Source organism: Caulobacter sp. 05T431 (genome assembly GCF_056665975.1).
The window spans coordinates 1-22,424 of record NZ_JBFTKU010000009.1; the positions used below are offsets into that span (position 1 = coordinate 1).

15 protein-coding genes and 1 riboswitch are annotated in these 22,424 nt (G+C 65.9%); of the genes, 11 read left to right on the plus strand and 4 right to left on the minus strand.

The features are described 5' to 3' along the window. Positions 1-571: 571 nt before the first annotated feature. The 3 genes from AC1U89_RS10110 to AC1U89_RS10120 all read right to left on the minus strand — a co-directional run bounded on the left by AC1U89_RS10110 (position 572) and on the right by AC1U89_RS10120 (position 3,797). On the minus strand, positions 572-1,039 hold the full coding sequence (locus tag AC1U89_RS10110; protein ID WP_479899580.1) for an SRPBCC domain-containing protein: 468 nt from the start codon (positions 1,037-1,039) through the stop codon (positions 572-574). Between the two features lie 132 nt (positions 1,040-1,171). Then, positions 1,172-1,915, minus strand: coding sequence for an EcsC family protein (locus tag AC1U89_RS10115; RefSeq protein WP_479899581.1), 744 nt, complete (start codon positions 1,913-1,915; stop codon positions 1,172-1,174). A gap of 19 nt (positions 1,916-1,934) precedes the next feature. Continuing rightward, positions 1,935-3,797 (minus strand): NACHT domain-containing protein, encoded by a 1,863-nt coding sequence (locus AC1U89_RS10120; RefSeq protein WP_479899582.1) that lies wholly within the window; start codon positions 3,795-3,797, stop codon positions 1,935-1,937. A gap of 189 nt (positions 3,798-3,986) precedes the next feature. Here AC1U89_RS10120 and hdaA point away from each other — a divergent pair, with 189 nt between their 5' ends. The 7 genes from hdaA to AC1U89_RS10155 all read left to right on the plus strand — a co-directional run bounded on the left by hdaA (position 3,987) and on the right by AC1U89_RS10155 (position 15,148). Continuing rightward, a complete protein-coding gene (gene hdaA, locus AC1U89_RS10125) occupies positions 3,987-4,682 on the plus strand; it encodes a DnaA regulatory inactivator HdaA (protein WP_479899583.1) in 696 nt (231 codons plus the stop codon). A gap of 275 nt (positions 4,683-4,957) precedes the next feature. Further along, the gene (locus tag AC1U89_RS10130) at positions 4,958-7,192 is read left to right on the plus strand and encodes an RNA degradosome polyphosphate kinase (RefSeq protein ID WP_479899584.1); all 2,235 of its coding nucleotides are present in this window, start codon (positions 4,958-4,960) and stop codon (positions 7,190-7,192) included. Further along, positions 7,189-7,638, plus strand: coding sequence for a hypothetical protein (locus AC1U89_RS10135; protein ID WP_479899585.1), 450 nt, complete (start codon positions 7,189-7,191; stop codon positions 7,636-7,638). The genes AC1U89_RS10130 and AC1U89_RS10135 overlap by 4 nt, the downstream gene beginning before the upstream one ends. Before the next feature lie 79 nt (positions 7,639-7,717). Continuing rightward, positions 7,718-9,205 (plus strand): Ppx/GppA phosphatase family protein, encoded by a 1,488-nt coding sequence (locus tag AC1U89_RS10140; protein ID WP_479899586.1) that lies wholly within the window; start codon positions 7,718-7,720, stop codon positions 9,203-9,205. A gap of 287 nt (positions 9,206-9,492) precedes the next feature. After that, entirely contained in the window at positions 9,493-12,510 is a 3,018-nt protein-coding gene (locus AC1U89_RS10145; RefSeq protein ID WP_479899587.1) for a TonB-dependent receptor domain-containing protein, read from the plus strand. A 177-nt stretch (positions 12,511-12,687) separates the two neighbouring features. Beyond that, positions 12,688-12,966, plus strand: coding sequence for a hypothetical protein (locus tag AC1U89_RS10150; RefSeq protein ID WP_479899588.1), 279 nt, complete (start codon positions 12,688-12,690; stop codon positions 12,964-12,966). Positions 12,967-13,081: 115 nt separating this feature from the next. Next, positions 13,082-15,148 (plus strand): ATP-binding protein, encoded by a 2,067-nt coding sequence (locus AC1U89_RS10155; protein ID WP_479899722.1) that lies wholly within the window; start codon positions 13,082-13,084, stop codon positions 15,146-15,148. A 48-nt stretch (positions 15,149-15,196) separates the two neighbouring features. Here AC1U89_RS10155 and rnd read toward each other — a convergent pair whose 3' ends face one another. Further along, positions 15,197-16,366 carry a ribonuclease D gene (rnd, locus tag AC1U89_RS10160; protein WP_479899589.1) on the minus strand — a complete coding sequence of 390 codons (1,170 nt, stop codon included), beginning with the start codon at positions 16,364-16,366 and terminating at the stop codon, positions 15,197-15,199. Between the two features lie 113 nt (positions 16,367-16,479). Between rnd and purM the strand changes: the two genes are divergently transcribed. The 4 genes from purM to AC1U89_RS10180 all read left to right on the plus strand — a co-directional run bounded on the left by purM (position 16,480) and on the right by AC1U89_RS10180 (position 22,386). Next, positions 16,480-17,505: a phosphoribosylformylglycinamidine cyclo-ligase gene (gene purM / locus AC1U89_RS10165; protein ID WP_479899590.1), complete on the plus strand. Its 1,026-nt coding sequence runs from the start codon at positions 16,480-16,482 to the stop codon at positions 17,503-17,505. Positions 17,506-17,667: 162 nt separating this feature from the next. Beyond that, positions 17,668-18,249, plus strand: coding sequence for a phosphoribosylglycinamide formyltransferase (purN, locus tag AC1U89_RS10170; protein WP_479899591.1), 582 nt, complete (start codon positions 17,668-17,670; stop codon positions 18,247-18,249). 44 nt (positions 18,250-18,293) lie between these two features. Next, positions 18,294-19,343, plus strand: coding sequence for a hypothetical protein (locus AC1U89_RS10175; protein WP_479899592.1), 1,050 nt, complete (start codon positions 18,294-18,296; stop codon positions 19,341-19,343). 166 nt (positions 19,344-19,509) lie between these two features. Further along, a riboswitch (glycine riboswitch) is annotated at positions 19,510-19,599 on the plus strand. 390 nt (positions 19,600-19,989) lie between these two features. Further along, the gene (locus AC1U89_RS10180) at positions 19,990-22,386 is read left to right on the plus strand and encodes a TonB-dependent receptor (protein ID WP_479899593.1); all 2,397 of its coding nucleotides are present in this window, start codon (positions 19,990-19,992) and stop codon (positions 22,384-22,386) included. Positions 22,387-22,424: the final 38 nt, after the last annotated feature.

A 22,424-nucleotide genomic window follows, 5' to 3' on the forward strand; every position in this document is an offset into this window, starting at 1 on the left:
CCCGCCTGCTGCTTCATCGACCTTCAGTCACGTCGTATCTGTGGACCACGCCCGACCGGCACCAGAGACTGAAGTTTGGGTCCCGCCTCTACTCAAGCAGAAGGGCCCGCCGACAGAGCTTCCCGCTCGATCGCCCCCCGCCGCCGCATCGGTCGCTGGCCATGCGCCCTTTCCCGCGTCGAGGTGGGAACAGGATACGGGCGTCGGGAAGGGTGAGGATCAAATCGGGTCGAGAAAGTTCAGGCTATTGAAATCGCTGAACTTCATTCGCTATCCGCATAGGATAGGCTCATCAGAATCCCTCTCTCATAGAGAGAGGGAGGGGCCCGCCGCCGCAGGCGGTGGGAGGGTGAGTGGTTTCACCGCCTGCCGGCAAATCCCGAGCTGCCGAGCCCCTCCAAGGGAATCCAGACTTCCTCCCTCATTACGACCGCCAAGTCATGCCGCTCCTCGTTAGAGCCTTGTCCTGAGAGATTGTAACCTCTCACCCTCCCACCGCTTCGCGGCGGGCCCCTCCCTCTCTCTATGAGAGAGGGGATTTAGGCGGCGGCGCCTTGCCGCGAGGCGCGCCCTATCCCCCGAACCACGCCGCCAGCTTCTTCAGGCTCTCCTTCGAGCCCTCCTTGTTGTCCGCCGGCCGCAACCCCGGCGGCAGGTTCTCCGACAGAAAGGTCACCCGGGTGCCGCCTTCGGCCGGCTCCAGCGAGACGGTGATGGTCATCTCGCCCTTCAGCGCCGGGTCGTCGGTGTCGAACAGCACCGCCCAGACCACCCGGCGGCCCGGCGTGATGGCCGCGAAGCGCACGCGCGTGCGGTCCTCGCGCTCGGCGGTCTTGCCGACGTGTCCGGTCTCGCCCTCGGGATAGTAGAGCGACATCTCGAACCCGCCGCCCACCCGTCCGTCGAAGGCGTGCATCCGGCCGGTCATGTCGCCGGGCGGCAACCATCGGACCAGGATCTCGGGGTCCATCAGGGCGTTCCAGACGGCGTCGGGCGCGGCGGGGATCAGGCGGCTGGCGCGAGTGGTGGGCAAGGGCATGGGGTCACCTTACACCCTCTCCCAGAGGGAGAGGGAGGGACCCGCCGCGCAGCGGTGGGAGGGTGAGGGGTTAAACCGTCAACCGGCGCGCCGGCAGGGCGTTCGGTGTGAAATCGGACAGGGTGTAACCCCTCACCCTCCCACGCCTCCGGCGCGGGCCCCGCCCTCTCCCTCTGGGAGAGGGTTTTCAAGCCACCGCATCCGGTACGCCATCATCGCCGTCTTCCCCAGGTGCGCCGTCAGCCGCCAGTTGACCACGGCCCCGACCGGGGCGCCGACCACGGGCAGCAGCTGGGCCAGCTTGGCCAGGTCGATGTGGTCGCGGTACTGCTGCTGGAACGACCGCCAGTCGAAGGCCTTCAGGTCGGTCGGGTGCTCGCGGCTGTCCCAGTCGTCCATGGCCTCGAGCACCTTCACGCGATGCTCGACGTCGGAGAAGGCCAGCTCGAAGATGTGCAGGATATAGAGCMGCTCGCTCAGCACGCTCCCGTCATGGCCGTACAGGGCGGCGATCTCGAACAGCAGCTTGAGCTTGAAGCTCATCAGCAGCGGGAAGTCGGCCGCCGCCAGCAGGAACCCGCCCGCCCCGGCCACCCCGCCCTCGGCCCCGGCGGCGGTCTTCCAGCCCTGGATGGCGGCCACGACCTTGGCCTCGCGCTGCTCCAGCGTGGCGTCGCGCAGCGGCGAGGCCGTGGCGAAGTCGGCCCCGGTCAGGATCGCCTTGGTCATCGCCTCCATGGCGGCGGTGATCGCGGCGTGGACCTTCTCCGGGATGATCGTGTTGATCTTCCGCTGCACGGCCCGCGAGGCGTTCCCCAGCGGCCCGGCGGGCTTGGTGATGCGGGCGCGCCAGGCGGCGAGGTCGGAGGTCAGCATGGAGGTAGATAAAATCTGACTAGGCATCAAATATCGAACTAAATGAACGACTTCGCGCCTCAGATTCGGATTCAATCCTTGAAATATGGGATTCCCATAGGTCAAATTCCTTTCGTATATAATATTCTACATGGAAGGTGTTGTACAAGTCGATAGACATAAGTGACGGGTCTATAATGGCCACCATTCTATCCTTCTCCGATTCTTCAGCCACCTCTATTCCGACTATGACATCAAAAATCCTGCTATTTCCACCAGACAGATTTATCAATTCAGAATATAACTTCCTATTCGGTCTGACATTGTTCACTGATTTAATAACATCTGATGTCTCGGTGGTTCCTCCATTATGAAGCATATTGTAAACGGACCAGAGTGTTATAGCTATGTTTCCCCATTTTTCAGAACTATTAGAGAGTGTTATTCCAGAGGGGAAAATTGCCAATTGAAGAAAGATTCTTGGAAATACGGAGACAAGATTGCGCTCTTTGTCGCCACCATTTGCTATTTCAACGAGAGTTTTTAGTCTTGGTAAAGCCCAATTTTCTTCAAACGAATCTTTGTTTATAGAATATATCATTTTAATGACAGAGTCGGTTTCGGATCTCGTTGAGACTGTATCTATTGCATTTCCAATTTTATCATCAGGAAGTGATGAAATAAATCTAGCCGTAAAATATTCCTGAAAAGATCTATGAACAAACGATAATTCAACGCCATCTGTCTGTATTAAGCAGATAGATTCTCTAAGATCAGACAGAAATTCTTCCGTGTTTACAGAAGATTTTCTGTATAAAATGGAATTGGATATATATTTTCGAATTTTGTCGCCATCAAAGCTAAAATCCGACGAAATATACGAAGAAGCGCAAAAGTGCTCTAAGATTCTTTGAAATTCATCCATAGGCAATTTTGTATAAGACTTTCTTGTGTAAACGCCTTTACTTCTATCGTGTCGTTGAAATAGCGTTTCGAACGCTTGTTGGTAGAAAATATGAATCTTATCCGGTATATCAGAATGATATGAATAGGTTAAAAGCATCATTGTGGTCATTAGGGGGTTTGATAGAAATTCCTTATGTTTTGCGTACAATGAATCATTTACTTGATGAATGAAGMTGGTCTTCTTTTCATCATCAAATTCTATTTTAGAAAGCAAGGTCATTGATTGAAGTTTTGACATGCCCTGGCAGTTATATACAGTGAATTCCTCCAGACCGGGAAGATTGTCTTCCGGCCTCGATGTAACAAGAATTGAAAGCTTTGGGTTTTCGCTACTTATATTTTGAATTTCTTCCCCATATTTTAACCTCATATCATGATCTATTTCATCAAATCCGTCCAAAATGAAAGCAACTTTTCCAGATCTAATGTATTCAATTAGAAGTTCTTTATACATGGATTTAATATGCGTGCGTACGGATGCGTGAATGGCGTCAATTAAATCTTGACCACCAAGAGAATTGAGAGATCTAAGTTCAAAATATATCGGTAACTTGTTCTTGTAATTAGTAAGGAGGAAGGTGTTTACATATTTAATAAGCATAGACTTTCCGCCACCGGCAGTACCGCTTACAAGAACCTTGCGTCCGGAAAAAATATCTGCAATGATATCTCCATCCTTTTTCGTTTTTTTTCCTACTCTATAAGTAAGTGGTACATAAATACTACCGATATCAACTGCTTCGTCTGGATGTATTAATGTCTTAACGCTATTTGTTCTCCTTAAGCTAGCCGATATATAATCGGAAAATCCCTTCTTCAATTTTGTTTCTATTTTCTTGAACTGAGAGGTCGCGGCTTCAGCCAAGCCATTGAACGCGTTGTCCAAGATATGTCCGGCAACGCCGATCGCTATTTCGTTCGGATCTAGATCGCTCATGTTTCAACCCCGGAGCACCTGTTTTTCAATTGCTGCCACGCATACCGGTGACGCTGCAACTGTTAGAAGAGATGTCCCATCCACACCTCCCCGCCCCTCATCCCCAGCCAACCACACCTCACGCCCTCGCCCTCCCCCACAACCCGGCCTATATCTCCGGCAACAGAGTAAACCGCCCCGGACCCCGCCTTGCCCCGTCAGTTCCGACTGCCGCTGACCGCCCCGCCCTGCTGGGACCGGGAGTCGTTCGCGTCGTCGCCGACCAATCTGGAGGCGCTGGAGGGGCTGGACGCCTGGCCGGCCTGGCCCGACGGGCGAATGGCCCTGGTCGGGCCGGCGGGCACGGGCAAGTCGCACCTGGCGCGCGACTGGGCGGCGCGGACCGGGGCCGTGACGATCGAGGCGGCCTCCACCGGCAATGTGCCTCTGGACCTGGCCGCCCTGCGCGGCCGGCCGCTGCTGGTMGAGGACGCCGACCGCCGGTCCGAGGGCGACCTGGTCGACGACGAGACCCTGTTCCACCTGATCAACATGGCCGGGGTCGACGGCGGCAGCCTGCTGCTGACCGGCCGCCTGGCCCCCGTGGCCTGGGAGGCCGCGGTGCCCGACCTGCGCTCGCGGCTGAACGCCCTGACCGTGGCCCGGGTCATGGAGCCCGACGACATCGTGCTGGAGGCCGTGCTGCGCCGCGCCTTCGAGGCGGCGGGCATCCGGCCGGCGGGCGACCTCTATCCCTACCTGATGGCGCGATTGCCCCGCTCGGCGGCCGAGGTCCTGGCGGCGGTGGCGGCCCTGGACGAAGCGTCCATCGAGCAGGGGCGCGAGGTGAACAAGGCGCTGGCGCTGTCGGTGCTGGATTTCGGGGTGGATGACGAGGAAGACTGAGGCGGCGAACACTTGCCCCCTACGGATCGCTTCGCGATCGTCTTCCCCCACAGGGGGAAGAAGCCGCGCTGCGGCGTCCGGCGCGCGCATCCGCCCCCTATGGGGGCGGACAGACCGCGAAGCGGTCAGGTGGGGGCAAGTGGTGAAACCTCAAGCGTTTAGGAACATAGGAACTTCTTCCAGGCAAAGCTTGCGACGCCGCGAGTGTGAGGGGCGTTTGTCTTGCTCCTGTCACCACCGTCCTTCACTCTGTATGCGGTAAACCGGAGTTCCTCATGACCGACGCCGCGACCGCCCTCGACCTGCCCGCCGCGCCTTCGCCGGCCGCGCCGGACCTGGCGGGCCTGCGGCTGGACGACGAGCTGCTGGCGGCGCCGGAAAGGTTCTTCAACCGCGAGACGTCGTGGCTGGCCTTCAACTGGCGGGTGCTGGAGGAGAGCGGCAATCCGCGCCACCCGCTGCTGGAGCGGCTGCGGTTCCTGTCGATCTCGGCCAACAACCTCGACGAATTCTACATGGTCCGCGTGGCCGGCCTGAAGGGCCAGGTGCGCGAGGGCGTGCGGGTGGTCAGCCAGGACGGGCTGACGCCGGGCGAGCAGCTGGCGCGGATCAACGCCTCGGCCGCCGAGCTGATGGCCGAGCAGCAGAAGATCTGGCGCGAGGTGCGGGCCGAGCTGTGGGGCGAGGGCCTCAAGCTGCTGGACGCCAAGGACATCGTCGGCGCCGACCGCGAGCGGGCCGAGGAGATCTTCCTGACCCGGATGTTCCCGGTGCTGACGCCCCTGGCGATCGATCCGGCCCACCCGTTCCCGTTCATCCCGAACCTGGGCTTCTGCCTGGCGCTGAAGCTGCGCCGCATCGCCGACGACAAGCACCTGTACGCCCTGGTGCCGGTGCCCAGCCAGGTGCAGCGGTTCTGGGAGCTGTCGCAGACCCCGGCCAAGAGCATGCGCAAGCGCGAGCGGCGGATCGTGGCGCTGGAAAGCTTCATCATCCTGTTCCTGGACCACCTGTTCCCCGGCTACGAGGTCGAGGGTCGCGGCCTGTTCCGCCTGATCCGCGACAGCGACCTGGAGATCGAGGAAGAGGCCGAGGACCTGGTGCGCGAGTTCGAGGCGCGGCTGAAGAAGCGTCGGCTGGGCCGCGTGGTGCGGGTCAAGATCCAGACCACCATGCCCGAGGACCTGCGCGCCTTCATCATCGAGGGCCTGCGCGCCCTGCCCGAGGACGTGGTGCTGGTCGACGGCAAGCTGGGCCTGGCCCAGATGGCCGAGCTGATCCCGCCCGACCGTCCGGACCTGAAGTTCAAGCCGTTCAACGCCCGCTTCCCCGAGCGCATCCGCGACCACGGCGGCGACTGCTTCGCGGCGATCCGCGAGAAGGACATCCTGGTCCACCACCCGTTCGAGAGCTTCGACGTGGTGGTCCAGTTCATCCGCCAGGCGGCGCGCGACCCCAAMGTSCWGGCSATCAAGCAGACCCTGTACCGCACGTCCAAGGACAGCCCGATCGTGGCGGCCCTGATCGAGGCGGCCGACAACGGCAAGAACGTCACGGCCCTGGTCGAGATCAAGGCTCGGTTTGACGAAGAAAATAACTTGAAGTGGGCTCGAGATCTGGAGCGGGCGGGCGTGCACGTGGTGTTCGGCTTCGTCGACTGGAAGACCCACGCCAAGCTGTCGGTGGTGGTGCGGCGCGAGGGCGACAGCAGCTTGCGCACCTACTGCCACWTCGGCACCGGCAACTACCACCCGCAGACGGCGCGGGTTTACACCGACCTGTCGCTGTTCACCTGCGACCCGGCCCTGGGGCGCGACGGCGGCAAGCTGTTCAACTTCATCACCGGCTACGCCCAGCCTGGGCGGCTGGAGAAGCTCAGCTTCTCGCCCGAGACGCTGAAGCCCGACCTGCTGACCATGATCGCGGCCGAGGCCCGCAACGCCCGCGACGGCAAGCCGGCGGCGATCTGGGCCAAGATGAACGCCGTGGTCGACCCGCAGATCATCGACGCCCTCTATTCGGCCAGCCAKGACGGGGTGCAGATCGACCTGGTGGTGCGCGGCATCTGCTGCCTGCGGCCGGGCATCAAGGGGCTGTCGGAGAACATCCGGGTTAAGTCGATCGTCGGCCGGTTCCTGGAGCACGCCCGCATCGTGGCCTTCGCCAACGGCGGGGCCATGCCCAGCCCGCAGACCCGCGTCTTCATCAGCTCGGCCGACTGGATGCCGCGCAACCTGGACCGCCGGGTGGAGAGCCTGGTCCCCGTCGAGAACCCCACCGTGCACCAGCAGGTGCTGAACCAGATCATGGTCGCCAACCTCAACGACGAGGCCCAGAGCTGGAACCTCGACAGCGAGGGCCACTACGCCCGCGACCCGGCCTGGGACCGCAAGGGCGCCTTCTCGGCCCACGAATACTTCATGACCAATCCCAGCCTGTCGGGCCGGGGCCACAAGGTGAAGGACCTGCCGCAGGCGTTCGACCACGTGGGCCCGCGCAAGCGGGGATGAGGCGGTCCGTACTCGCCGTCCTGGCGACGCTGAGCCTCACGGCTTGCGGACCGCGCCCCGCCCAGCAGGCCGACGTCTGCGCGATCTTCGCCCTGCCCGCGGTTCCCGGCGACACCCAGGCGGGCGACGCCGCCGACCTGGCCTGGGCCAAGGCGCATGAGAAGGCGCTGTTCAAGTCCGGGGTGATCTACCGTTCGGGCTGGAAGATCATGGAGCACGGCCGCCCGTGGGGCCGCTGCCCGGCCCGCCCCAAGCCGGTCGAGCACCTGCTGGTCAGCCCGGACTCGACCTACGCCATGACCAAGGGCGGCCGTCGCGAGCACGGCCGGCCGGTCAGCTTCGGCGCCTGCTACTTCGACAAGGCCCCGTCCGGCTGGCGCGTGCGGGCCTGCCGCAAGACCCTGAACGAGCCCTTGCCGCTGGTTTCGCCCCATCCGTTGTCCTAGAGGGAGGCTCCGCGCGACGGGCGAAAGCTTTTTCCGTGCGGCGCCTTCCCCTCCCCGCCCAATGCGCTAAACCACCCCCATGCCTTTTGCGGCGCCGCGCGACGCGGCCGTTATCGATATCGGCTCCAACTCGGTCCGCCTCGTGGTGTACCGGCTGGAAGGCCGCGCCATCTGGACGGTCTTCAACGAGAAGGTCCTGGCGGGCCTGGGGCGCGACCTGGGCGACGGCGGCAAGCTGAACCCCGAGGGCGTGGCCCAGACCCTGGCGGCGCTCAAGCGCTTCCGCGCCGTGCTGGAGGCCGTCAAGCCGGCCGAGACCTTCATCGCCGCCACCGCCGCCGTGCGCGAGGCCAAGGATGGGGCGGCCTTCGTCCGCCAGATCCAGGCCGAGACCGGCTTCTCCACCCGCGTGCTGTCGGGCGAGGAAGAGGCCCGCTACGCCGCCCTGGGCGTGCTGGCCGGGGCGCCCGACGCCACCGGCGTGGTCGGCGACCTGGGCGGCGCCAGCCTGGAGCTGATCCGCCTTGAGGCCACCGGCGCCGGCCTGGGCGTGACCCTGCCCCTGGGCCCGTTCAGCCTGGGCGTGTCGGACGGCTTCGACCTGGAGAAGGTGCGCCGCCTGTGCGCCCAACGCCTGGCCCCGGTGGCCGAGGCGTTCAAGACCGACGTCTTCCACGCCGTGGGCGGCGCCTGGCGCAACCTGGCCCTGCTGCACATGCGGCTGAACGGCTATCCGCTGCATGTCGTCCACCAGTACAGCATCGGCCGCGCCGAGGCCCTGGAGGCCGCCCGCCTGGTCGCCCACCAGTCTAAGAGCTCGCTGGAGCGCATCGAGGGCATGAGCCGCAAGCGCTCGGAGACCCTGCCCTACGCCGCCGTGGTGCTGGAGCAGCTGATCGAGAGCCTGGACCTCAAGCGCATCGAGATCTCGGCCTACGGCGTGCGCGAGGGCCTGCTGTTCGAGGCCATGCCGCCCGGCGTGCGCCGGCTGGACCCGCTGATCGAAGGCTGCGCCTCGCTGGGGGCTAGGCAAGGCGTCGCCGACGAGTTGGGCGCGGCGCTGGACGCCTGGTTGACGCCGGCCCTGGACCAGCTGCCGCCCTGTTTCGGCGAGCGCGACGCGGTCCTGGTCTCGGCGGCCTGCCGCCTGGCCGACCTGGGCGCGCGCCTGCACCCGGACCATCGCGCCGACCTGGTGTTCGAGCAGGTGCTACGCGCCCCGATCGCCGGCCAGACCCACGCCGAACGCGCCTTCCTGGCCGCCGCGGCCTTCGCGCGCCACGCCACGGCCTTCACCCCGCCGGAGGTGGACGTGCTGGAGCGCCTGCTCTCGCCGGCCCGACTGAAGCGCGCCCGGGCCGTGGGCGCGGCTATCCGTCTGGGCTGCGACCTGTCCGGCCGAAGCGCGCCCCTGCTGGCCCGCTCGCGCCTGGTCATCGATAAGGGCGACCTGCTGCTGACCGCCGAGCCGGGTTACGCCGACCTGCTGCTGGGCGAGCAGACCGCCAAAAGAGCAGGCGCCCTGGCGGCCCTGCTGGGCCTGAAGCTGAAGATCACCGCGCTGTAGCCGGCCGGCCCCTCCACGCGCATAGGCTGTGACCACCCGTCCGTTGCGGCCTGCTCTACGTCCGCGCGCGCGCCACTATCGAGAAACGATATCGCGTCCAATGTTTCTATCGTGACACGATAAGTCGCTCTTATGTGACAAAAGAACCACGTTACATTTCATTAATGCAATGATTGTTGACCCGGCGTCTCGTTGATCTGTAGCCGTTCTAAAGCCGGGGTCAGAAAAGCTGAGTCGGTGACTCGTTCGCGCCTCGAACGGCGTGGTCACTACATTGGGGATGTATCTTGACAACTAAACTCTTGCGTGAGCGCCTGCTTGCGTCGTCGATGATCTGCGGCGTCGCCGCCGGCCTGTTCGCCGTCGGCTCGGCCAGCGCCCAGACGGCCGCTCCGGCCGCCGCCGCCCCCGACGAGGTCGAAGAGATCGTCGTCACCGGTTCGCTGTTCCGTCGGACGGACACCGAAACCCCCTCGCCCGTCACCGTGCTGACCTCGGAGAACCTGCAGCGCGCCGGTCTCACGACCGCGACCGACGCGATCCGCTCGGTCTCGGCCGACGGCGCCGGTTCGATCGGCACCGGCTTCCAGAGCGGCTTCAGCGCCGGCGGCTCGGCCGTCTCGCTGCGCGGCCTGGGCGTGTCCTCGACCCTGGTCCTGATCGACGGCCTGCGTTCGACCAACTTCCCGATCAACGACGACGGCCACAACGCCTATGTCGACCTCAACAGCATCCCGTTCAGCCTGATCGACCGCGTCGAAGTACTGAAGGACGGCGCCTCGTCGACCTACGGCGCCGACGCCATCGGCGGCGTGGTCAACCTGATCCTCAAGCCGCAGTTCCAGGGCGTGGCCGGCAGCGCCGAAGCGGGCGAATCCGACCGCGGCGACGCCGAGCACAAGCGTTTCGACCTGACGCTGGGCTACGGCGACTATTCGGCCAGCGGCTTCAACGTCTACATCAACGGCGAATACCAGACGGACGGTCGCGTCGCGAGCCACGACCGCGGCTTCCCCTACAACACCCAGGACCTGACCTCGATCGGCGGCCTGGACAACAACCGCGGCGATGACTCGATCAACACCGCCAGCCCCAACGCCGTGGTGGTCCGCACCACCCAGAGCAACCTGAACAACCCGCTGTCGGGCGGCGTCCTGGCGTTCGCGGACGGCACCTATGTCGACTCCTCGGGCGCGACCCAGCCGTACAGCAACTACACCTCGCTGAACACGAACTGCGCCAACGGCAGCTACACCGTCACCACCGGCGGCGCGCGCGGCACGGGCTGCAAGTACAACCTGGTCGACCAGTACAACCAGATCGCGCCCAAGCAGAAGCGCTACGCGGTCAACGGCCGTATCAGCAAACGCTTTAGCGACCACGTCGAGGGCTACGTCACCGGCAGCTACTCGTACGACTTCGTCAGCATCATCAACCAGCCCCGCGCCATCCGGAACACGCAGCCCTTCGGCGGCGCGGCCGCCCTGGCCTCGAACAACCCGGGCCTGGTGCTGCCGGTCTGGATCTGCACCTCGGGCGCCAACTGCGCCGACCCGACCGCGGCCGGCCGTCGCCTGAACCCGAACAACCCCTACGCGGCCGCCTACGCCAACGATCCGTCGAACGGCGCGGCGCGCATCTACTACCTGTTCGGCGACCTGCCGGCCGGCAGCGACCGCACCAACGAAGTGTATCGCGGCACCGCGGGCCTGAAGGGCGACATCGACGGTGACTGGAACTGGCGCGTCGAAGCGGTCGGGGCCAAGGACAACCTGAGCATCGACCAGTTCGGCTTCCTGAACATCGCGAACCTGATGAACGCGATCAACACGGGCGCCTACAACTTCGTGAACCCGTCGCAGAACACCGCGGCGGTCCGCAACTTCATCTCGCCGACCATCACCACCCCGTCGCACTCGTCGATGGTGTCGTTGGACGCCTCGGTCACCAAGCGCCTGTGGGCCCTGCCCGGCGGCGACATGCAGCTGGCCGTCGGCGCCCAGGTCCGCAAGGAAAAGCTCGAGAACAACAACCAGAACGCCAAGCTGGACACCTACACCCTGACCACCTCGTCGGCCTTCGGCGAGCACACGGTGTCGGCCGTCTACGCCGAACTGCTGGCCCCGGTGCTCGACAACCTGGAAGTCAACCTGGGCGGCCGTTACGACGACTATTCGGAAGGCTTCAGCCACTTCTCGCCGAAGATCGGCGTGAAATACACGCCGGTGAAGCAGGTGGCGTTCCGCGGCACCTATTCGGAAGGCTTCCGCGCGCCGACCTTCGCTGAATCCGGTCCGCGCAGCCAGTACGCCGGCTTCTCGACCTACGCCCCGCCGAACTCGTTCCAGCTCGCCCACGGCGGCCTGGTCTCGGGCGGCAACACCAACCCCTACGCCCAACAGTACAATCTGGGCGGCGGCTACGTCGGCAATCCGGACCTGAAGCCGGAAACCTCGCGCAGCTACACCGTCGGCATGATCGCCGAGCCCTTCCCGTGGCTCAGCATGACGGTCGACTACTACAACGTGAAGAAGTCGGACCTGATCGTCGCCGGCCCGCTGATGGCCGACGCGCGCGCCGCCTACTACTCCAAGACCAATGTCACCGACGCGTGCGCGGCGGTCGCGGCGGTGGGCGCGGGCTATTCGTGCAACCTGGTCGACGCCATCGACCCGCTGTTCCCGAGCGCCCTGCCCCGCGTGCTGATCATCAACGCCCCGTTCGTCAACGCCAACTACTCGCTGACCTCGGGCATCGACTTCTCGGCCACGGCCAAGGTCAACCTGCCGTATGACGGCAAGTTCACCAGCCGTATCGAGGTCACCCACGTGATCCAGTACGACCTGCACACCAGCAAGGGCGTGCAGAAGTACGCGGGCACCCTGGGTCCGTATCAGCTGTCGTCGGGCAACGGCACGCCGGACTGGCGCGGCAACTGGCAGAACTCGGTCGAGTTCGGCCGCTACACCGTGTCGGCGACCACCTACTGGGTCGGCAAGATCGCCGAAGTGGCCCAGGACCAGCGCGCCGGCACCGATTGCGCGACCAACAACTTGTACTCGCCGGGCAACGCCACGATCGGGAACAAGTTCTGCTACATCAAGCGCTTCGTGAACGTCGACCTGAACGCCTCCGCGCGCGTGAAGGAAGGCTTCACGGTGTACGGCAACGTCGGCAACCTGTTCGACGCCCGCGCGCCGGTGGCTCCGGCCGCCTACGCCAGCGCTCCCAACTTCCTGACGACCTTCCACTATCCGGGTCTGGTCGGCCGGACGTTCAAGGTGGGCGTCCGCTTCGAATACTAAGTTCGAAGCCATCGCCTGAAGGGGGCCGGTTCCGAAAGGGACCGGCCCTTTCTTTTTGCCCCTTCGTTCCGACTTCGGCGGGGCCGCGACACGCCGCCGCACCGAACCTTGGTCGACGAGCACGGTTTGTTATCCACGGGCATCGCAAGCTCCACCTCAGAAACGGGGAGCATATCCATGCAGAAGCAGCGGATTTTCGAAGTCGAACGTCTCGAGGACCCTAGCCTGGCCTTTCCGCCGCCGCGTTCGCGGCCCGCGCCGCGATTGGCCAACGACAGCGACGTCTCCGTCCTCGGTCCGGCTCGCCGCCTGCAGGACGACCTGGCCCGCGCCTTCGCCGCCGACGCCCGCTGGTCGGTCAAGCGCACGGTGATCGTCGGCCTGGTGTTCCACGTCGCGATCCTGGGCTGCCTGGCCCTGGCGGCCGGCGGCCTCCTGCCGCAGATCGCCCGTTAACCTTCCGGAACACCGGCGGCGGAACAGCGTTACGCAAAGCGCGCAACCTTTACCGTTTGAACACGCGCGCATGCAATCTGGGGCCATGGGCAGGGGGATAGACATCTTGAACGGCATGCCGGCGGGACGCCGTGCGGTGCGCAGCCTGCTGGCCCTGGGGGCGATCGTCGTGACGATCGTCGTCCTGGGCGGCTGCGCCCTGCTGGCCTTCGCCGCCGTGTCCGTCGACCGCCTGCAGGCCCGCGAGGAGCACCTCGTCGTCCGGCAGACCCTGGAACGGTCGTTGCTGCGCCTGGACAGCGACGTGGCCGCCGCCGCGGTCTGGGACCAGGCCTTCGAGACGATCCGCCCGGGCGTCGACCTGGGGTGGATGGATTCCGAGATGGGCTCCTACTACGCCAACAACCGCGGCGACGACCTGTCGATCGTGCTGGATTCCGAAAACCGCCCCTTCTACGCCTGGGTGGACCAGGGCCGGGCGACGCCGGAGAGCCAGGCCGCGCTGGTCGCCGCCGTCGCGCCCCTGATCGCCGAGGTCCGTCGCCAGGAGACGGCCGCGGCCAGGCGCCCTCGCCCGACCGATCTCACGGCCGCGACGATCGCCGAGACCGCGCACGGCGTCGTCCGGGCGGACGGCCGCGTCTATCTGGTGGCCCTGTCGACGGTCACGCCGKAAAAGGCCGCGCGGCCTCGAGGCGCGACTCCGGCGATGATCGTGATCTGCGCCCAGCGGGCCGATCGCCACCTGCTGCCCGCCCTGGCCCAGGAGATGCGCATCCGCCGTCCGGGTCTCGTCGACGCTCAGCCGGCGCGGGGCGCGGCTATCGCCCTGAGCGGACCGGGCGGCGAGCCGCTGGGCTGGCTGGCCTGGGCGCCCAAGCAGCCGGGTCTCGACGCGGTGCGCGAGGCCGCGCCGCTGGTGCTGCCCGGCGTCCTGCTGCTGATCGCGGCCGGCGCCGCCCTGGCCCTGCGCGTCCGCCAGGTCCTGCGCGAGCTGGACGCTTCGGAGGCTGGCGAGAAGAAGGCCCTGGCCGAGGTGGTCGAGGCCCGCGACCGGGCCCAGGCCGCCAACCTCGCCAAGTCGCAGTTCCTGGCCAATATGAGCCACGAGATCCGCACGCCCCTGAACGGGGTGCTGGGCATGGCCCAGGTGATGGAGCAGAGCGGCCTGGGCTCGCCGCACCGCGAGCACCTGAAGATGATCCGCGACAGCGGCGAGACCCTGCTGGCCATCCTCAACGACGTGCTGGACCTGTCCAAGATCGAGTCCGGCCGGTTCGAGCTGGACGACCACGTCTTCGACCTGGGCCAGACGGTGGCCGCCGCCTGCCGCCCCTTCGCCCTGCTGGCCGATCAGAAGGACGTGGCCTTCGTCACCGAGATCGCGCCCGACGCCCTGGGGACCTGGTGCGGCGACAGCGTGCGTCTGCGCCAGGTGCTGTCGAACCTGGCCTCCAACGCCGTGAAGTTCACGCCCGAGGGTCGGATCCGGCTGGCCGTCGAGGCCACGCCCGAGGGCCTGACCTTCACCCTGGCCGACACGGGCATCGGCATCGCGCCCGAACGCATCGCCGCCCTGTTCGAGAAGTTCGTCCAGGCCGACAGCTCGACCACCCGGCGGTTCGGCGGGACGGGCCTGGGCCTGGCGATCTCGCGCGAGTTGGTCGAGCGCATGGGCGGGACCCTGCGCATGGACAGCGCCCCCGGCAAGGGCTCGACCTTTGTCTTCCGCCTGCCGTTCGTGCGCGCCGACGCCGCCGACTACCTGGCTCCCGCGCCGGCCGACGGCGACATCCGCTCGCTGCGCATCCTGGCCGCCGAGGACAACGCCACCAACCAGTTCATCCTGCGCGCCCTGCTCGAGCCGGCGGGCGTGGACCTGCACACCGTGGCCAACGGCCGCGAGGCCGTGGACGCCTTCCACGCCGACGACTTCGACCTGATCCTGATGGACGTCCAGATGCCGGTGATGAACGGCATCGAGGCCACGCGGGCCATCCGCGAGCGCGAGAGCGCCCACAGCCTGTCGCCGACCCCTATCCTGGCCCTGTCGGCCAATGTCATGAACCACCAGGTGGCGGAATACGCCCAGGCCGGCATGGACGGCGTGGTCGCCAAGCCCGTCGACGCCGGCAAGCTGATCGAGGCGATCACCGCGGCCATGGAGCGCGGGGCGGTTTGAGAAAAACACCGCTCATCCCGGCGAATGCCGGGATGAGCGGATTGATTGTTACGCCTTCGGCGGGGCCCGGCGGACCTCGACCACCCGCACCCGCGTGCCGTCCAGCACCAGGGCCAGCTCGCCGCGCTTGATCTTCAGGGCGTCCGAACCGAAGGCCTCCAGGCGCCAGCCTTGCAGGGCGGGCGTGTCGGCCTCGTCGTTGGCGGCGATCTTCTCCAGGTCCGAGACCGTGGCGATCAGCTTGGAGGCGACGCCGGCTTCCTCGGCGCGGGCCTTCAGCAACACCTTCAGCAGTTCGACGACCGCGCCGGCCGAGGCGGGCGGCGGCGGGCCGGACTTCTCCAGCACCGGGGCGTAGCCTTCCGGATCGGCCAGGGCGGCCTTGATCGCGGCCAGCAGGTCGGGACCGAACTTGGAGCCGCCGAAGCCCTTGGGCACGCTGCGCAGGGTGTTGAGGCCTTCCAGCGAGGTCGGGGCCTGGGTGGCCAGCTCGTCGATGGCCTCGTCCTTCAGGATGCGGCCGCGCGGCTGGTCGCGGGTCTGGGCGGTGCGCTCGCGCCAGGCGGCCACGGCCTTGAACACCGCCAGGTACTTGGCGGCGGTCTTGCGCGGACGCAGGCGACGCCAGGCCTTCTCGGGATCGACGTCGTAGGCGGCCGGATCGTTGAGCGCCTTCATCTCCTCTTCCACCCAGGCCAGGCGGCCGGCCTTTTCCAGGCGGTCGCGCAGGATGGGGAACAGGGTCGCCAGGTGCGTCACGTCGGCGATGGCGTAGGTCAGCTGGTTCTCGCTCAGCGGACGGCGGGCCCAGTCGGTGAAGCGGCTGGACTTGTCCAGCTCGACCTTCAGCATCTGGCGGACCAGGGCGTCGTAGGCGATCTGCTCGCCGAACCCGGCGGCCATGCCCGCCACCTGGGTGTCGAACAGCGGCGTGGGCATGGCGTTGAGGTTGTTGAAGATCTCGACGTCCTGACGGGCGGCGTGGAATACCTTCAGGATCGAAGGATCGCGCAGCACGTCGAGCAGCGGCGTCAGGTCGATGCCGTCCGCCAACGGATCGATACAGGCCTCGGTGTCGGGCGAAGCCACCTGGATAAGGCACAGCTTGGGCCAGTAGGTGGTCTCGCGCATGAACTCGGTGTCCACGGCGATGAAGGGCTGTCCCTTCAGCTCATTACAGAACGCCGCCAGCTCAGCGGTAGTGGTGATCGTCGTCATCGGCTGCTAATAGCCTCGCGCACCCCCGAGTCTGCAAGCTAAAGCATGAGTTGGGCGTCAACTTTTCCTTGTCTAAACGGTCCCTTGGGCCGTTTTCGAGCCAGAGCGAACGCATGAGCGACCCCCAGAACGGCCTCACCTACGCCCAGGCCGGCGTCGATATCGATGCGGGCAACGCCCTGGTCGAGGCGATCAAGCCCCTGGCCAAGGCCACACGGCGCCCCGGCGCCGAGGCCGGACTGGGCGGTTTCGGCGCCCTGTTCGACCTGAAAGCCGCCGGCTACGAGGACCCGCTGCTGGYCWCCWCCACCGACGGCGTCGGCACCAAGCTGCGCATCGCCATCGACACCGGCATGCACGCGACGGTCGGCATCGACCTGGTGGCCATGTGCGTCAACGACCTGCTGGCCCAGGGCGCCGAGCCGCTGCTGTTCCTCGACTATTTCGCCACGGGCAAGCTGGACGTAGCCACCGCCACCAGCGTGGTCGCCGGCATCGCCGAAGGCTGCAAGCTGGCCGGCTCGGCCCTGGTGGGCGGCGAGACCGCCGAGATGCCGGGCATGTACAGCGACGGCGAATACGACCTGGCCGGCTTCTCGGTCGGCGCGGTCGAGCGCGACGGCGTCCTGCCCAAGCTGGACAAGCAGCGGGCCGGCGACCTGGTGATCGGCATCGGCTCGTCGGGCCCGCATTCCAACGGCTACAGCCTGGTGCGCCGCGTGGTCGAGCGCTCGGGCCTGGCCTGGGACGCCCCGGCCCCGTTCGCGGAAGGCAAGACCCTGGCCGAGGCCCTGATGGCCCCGACCCGCATCTATGTGAAGTCGATCCTGCCGCTGCTGCAGTCCGGCCGGGTCAAGGGCGGCGCCCACATCACCGGCGGCGGCCTGATCGAGAACCCGCCGCGCTGCGTCGCCGAGGGCCTGAAGGCCGAGTTCGACTGGAACGCCTGGCCCCTGCCCCCGGTCTTCGACTGGCTGCAGCGCGAGGGCGGCATCAGCGACCACGAACTGCGCCGCACCTTCAACTGCGGCGTCGGCTTCATCCTGGTGGTCGCCGCCTCGGACGCCGAACCGGTGCTGGCCGCCCTGCTGAACGCGGGCGAAGACGCTTTCATCTGCGGGCAGCTGGTCCAGGCCTGAGCTTGTCCTTCTCCCCTTGCGGGAGAAGGCGGCCCGCGTAGCGGGTCGGATGAGGGGTTTCTCTGACGCGCCGCCGCGCAGCTGACCTCGCCTTCGACCCCTCATCCGTCAGCTTCGCTGACACCTTCTCCCGCAAGGGGAGAAGGAGTGAGGATCGACCTGATGAGCCCAAGAACAAAAGTCGCTGTCCTGATCTCCGGCCGGGGCTCCAACATGGAGGCCCTGGTCCGGGCCGCACAGGACCCCGCCTGTCCGTTCGAGATCGCCCTGGTGCTCTCCAACAAGCCGGAAGCCGGCGGCCTGGTCACCGCCGCCGCCGCCGGGATCGAGGCCCTGGCCGTCGACCAGCGCGACTTCGGCAAGGACCGCGAGGCCCACGAGCGCGCCATCGACGCGGCCCTGCGCGAACGCGGCATCCAGGTCGTGGCCCTGGCCGGATACATGCGCATCCTGACGCCCTTCCTGGTCAACGCCTGGGAAGGCCGGATGCTGAACATCCACCCTTCCCTCCTGCCCGCCTATCCCGGCCTGGACACCCACGGCCGCGCCCTGGCCGCCGGCGAGGTCGAGGCCGGCTGCACGGTCCACCTCGTCACCGCCGGCGTCGACGAAGGCCCGGTCCTGGGCCAGGCCCGCGTGCTGATCCTGCCGGGCGACACCGAGCACATGCTGAGCGACCGCGTCCTGGAGCAGGAGCACCAGCTTTATCCGGCGACCCTGGCCGAGTTCGTGCGCGGGCTCTGACATTCCGCTTTCGCCGGTCGGCGTCGCGCGGCTAGGTTGCCGTGATGAAGCGTGACTATCTCCTATCCTTGAGCGCGCGCCAGAGCCTGTCGGCGTTCGGGGACCGGCTGGTCTCGGGCCCGGCGCCGGATAGCGCCAGCCTGGAGCAGGTGCTGGCCCATCTCGGGGATCTGCCGGCCGAGGCGGTCTCGCGCGCATCCTACGAGATCAACGCCGCGATGGGGCTCGGTTGGCCTCGTTCGGCGCGGACGAAGCTGAACGGCGTCTTGGACCTGCTCCGCCCCGCCGCGCCTCCGCCGTCGGAGCGCGAACTGATGGCCGCCGATCCGCGCTATGCCTGGCTTTTCCTGTTTCATTCCAACGGTCGGATTCGGGAAACGGCGCTGGACGTCCTGGCCGATCCGCCCGCCACGCCATTCGCCTTCGCGGCGATCGCGTTCCGGCTCAACGATTGGGCTGAACCGGTCCGAGCCGCCGCCGTTCGCTGCGCGGAACGGCTCTTTCCCCTCGCCTCCCCCGAGCTGACGGCTCGAACCGCGATCGACCTCGTCGACAAGGCCTTCAAATGGCAAAGGTGGGGGCAGGAGCGCCAGGCGCTGGATGCGGTCTTCGCCAATCCCGAAGTGGCCGCGCGGGTCGCGCCGCTGTTCATGACACGCGCGAGCGGGCCGCTGGCGACCCGATTGCGGCAGTTGCTGCGATACCCTGGATTCGACGGCGACTTGGCCGGATTGGCTCGGGGCGCGGTGCAGCCGTCCGTCCGGGCGACGGCGTTGAAATGCCTGATCGACCGCAAGGCCAGCTGGCCCGTCGGCCTCGGCTGGAAATGGATCGACAAGGCCTACGGCGTGCGCCAACGCATCGTCCTGACGGACAGCCGCGACCTGGCGGTCGACCAAGATCCCGAGGCCCTGATCCGTCAGGGCCTGGCCGACCGGTCCGCTGTCGTGCGGCGGGTGGCGGCCGACGCGCTGATCGAGCGCCGCGCCTCCATCCGCGACGTGGACCAGCTGGTCGCCCGCATGACCACCGATCGAAGCCCGTCGATCCGCGAGCGCGCCGACTACATGATCCGCCATCCGCTGGAGGTCTGAGCCCGTCCGGATATCGGCGGCGTCCCGACTTGCACGAGAGCGAACTCGTGCGCGTTCGACGCCGTGAAAAGCGGCGAAGGTTGCGTTTCGAGACGGCGCCCCAGGCCGACATCGCCACCGGGCGCGCGCATGAATTGACGCAAAGCCTGTTGCGGATCCTCCTGTCGGGGCTCTCGCGGGAGAGATCGGGCCCTGGCCCGGCGCTGAAGGCGAAACCGCCCCGGAAACGCTCAAGCAGAAGGACCGCGACGGCCTCGAAACGCTGGAAAGCAGGGCGCGTCTGCGTGCGCCCTCGCCGAAGGAGCAAGGCGGCCTCTTGTCGAGCCGCTGAATCTCTCAGGCGCCAAGGACAGCGGGGGTGCGGAAGGCGGGCCATGGCGGTCCGTCACGACACCTCTTGGCTGCCGATGACCTGAGACCCCCGTCCATACGACCCAATTCAAAAAGTCTGTTCGGCCCTCACACGATGACCTATGCGGTTTTCGTGAGATACCCATTTGAAGTAGCAATATAGAACATTTTCAATGTTMATAAGTTATACATCACTGCGTACATCTTGAACTTGCCTATATTTTGTCATCAAAAGCAGCTTTTCTGAATTTACCGCGATAGACCGACCGTCGAGCTTGTCCTCAGTCAAAAATGATTGGGGATAGTCATGACGAACACGCGCCTTTCGCCGGCCTCGGGCCGGTTCCGAGCCCTGCTGCTCGCCGCTTCGATCCTAGGGGGCGCGACGCCCGCCCTGGCCCAGGAGGCCGACAAGGGCTCGACCGTCGACGAACTGGTCGTCACCGGGGCCCGGGTGTCCGAGGCCAGCGTCGCCATCGGCACCGACCACGCGACCGCCACGGTGTCGATTACCCGCGAGGCGCTGCTGTCGGCGCCGGCCGGCATCACCGGCCTGAAGATGCTGGAGAGCCTGCCGGGCTTCAACGTCCAGGCCAATGACGCCCTGGGCATGTACGAGTTCGGCAATTCGGTCTCGGTGCGGGCCTTTAACTTCCAGCAGATCGGCTTCCTGCTCGACAACATCCCGATGGGCCGCAGCGACCAGTTCGGCGGCAGCCCGATCTATCGCTATGTCGACAACGAGAACCTGCTGCGGGTGACCGCCTCGGCCGGGGCCGGTGACGTCGCCCTGCCCAGCTACGCCTCGCTGGGGCCCATCGTCGACTACTTCACCCAGAAGCCCTCCGAAACCGCCGGCGGCTCGATCAGCCAGACCCTGGGCAGCGACAGCCTGCGCCGGAGCTTCCTGCGCCTGGAGACCGGCGAACACGCCGGTTTCTCGGCCTATGCCAGCGCCTCGATCATCAAGGGCGACCTGTGGCGTGGTCCGGGCACGATCGATCGCAAGCACTACGAGGGCAAGATCAACTACGCCCTGCCCAACGGCGGGAACATCAGCTTCCAGACCGTGCACAACGACTATTTCGACTATGACAGCCCGTCGATCACCAAGGCCCAGTACGCCGGGACCGCGGGCGACGTGTTCGGTCGCAAGGGGCGCAGCTTCGCCTATCTGKGCAATGTGCCGCTCTCGACGCCGTTCGGCACGGCGGCCACGGATTCCAGCCTGCCCCAGACCACGGCCGGGGTGCCCTACTCCAACGCCAACTACGCCCAGTACTACAAGTTCGCGGTCAACAGCCGGCAGGACCACCTCTACGGCCTGACCCTGAACACCCCGATCACCGACGCGATCGACGTCACCGCCACCGGCTATTACGAGGACAAGGAAGGCTATGGCGTCTCGCCCGAGGCCTACGCCACCTCGCTGGCCAGCTACAACGCCGAGCGGCTGATCGTGCCCGGCCTGACCGCGCCCAAGGGCCTGCAGTACGGCCTGTCGGGCATCGACGGCACCCGCAAGGGCGTGACGGGCAAGGTCGCCTGGCGCGCCGGCTTCAACAAGTTCGAGGCCGGGGTCTGGCTCGAGGACGACGACTATCACCGCACCCAGGCGCGCTACAACGTGCAGGACGGCAATCCGGACGGCGCCCCGTTGTTCAACGAGCCGGTCCACCTGCAGCGCAACTACGTCTCGACCCGCGAGACCACCCAGCTGTTCCTGAAGGACACGCTGAGCCTGGTCGACGACAAGCTGAAGGTCGAGCTGGGCTTCAAGGCCACCGACATCGACTACAAGATCACCGGCTACCGCAATCCGGGCGACTACATCGCACAGCGCAAGCCGACCCTGACGGCCAAGTGGAAGGACGATTTCCTGCCGCAGGTGGGCGTCGTCTACAACATCAACAGCCGCGACCAGATCTTCTCGTCCTATTCGGAGAACATGGCCCTGCCCCGCGGCGCCGACGACGTGTTCTCGGCCGCCAGCCCGACGGTCGTCGCGCCCAAGCCCGAGACCTCCAAGAACCTGGAACTGGGCTATCGCGCCAACCGCCAGACCTTCAACGCCTCGATCGTGGCCTACAAGACGCAGTTCAAGAACCGCCTCCAGCAGTTCAACACCGAGGTGCCGGGCGGCGGCGGGACGATCGAGAGCTTCTACCAGAACGTCGGGGCGGTCGAGGCGCAGGGCGTGGAGTTCAGCGGCCAATGGAAGCCGGCGCTGCTGGACGGCAAGATCTTCTTCAACGCCAACGTCTCGTACAACAAGTCGGAGTTCCAGGACGACGTCCCGGGCTATCGCTCCAGCGCCACGGCCGCGCCGATCACCCTGCTGACCAAGGGCAAGTCGGTGCCCGACTTCCCCGAATGGCTGTTCCAGGGCGGGGTGACGGTCCAGCCGACCGAGGGCGTGGTGTTCAACCTCTCGGCCCGCCACATCGACGACCGCTTCACCAACTTCGTCAACAACGAGACCACCGGCGGCTACACGATCTGGAACGCCTATCTGGACCTCGGCGACGGCTTCGCGGCCGGTCCGTTCGAGCAGGTCAAGGCGCGGGTCAATGTCGATAACATCTTCGACAAGGACTATCTGGGCACGATCAGCACCACGGTGAACACCCCGGCCAGCTTCCGGCCCGGCTCGCACCGCACGATCCAGTTCACCCTCTCCGCCGACTTCTAGGTCCACGTTCCGGCCGGTCTCGCGAGAGGCCGGCCGGA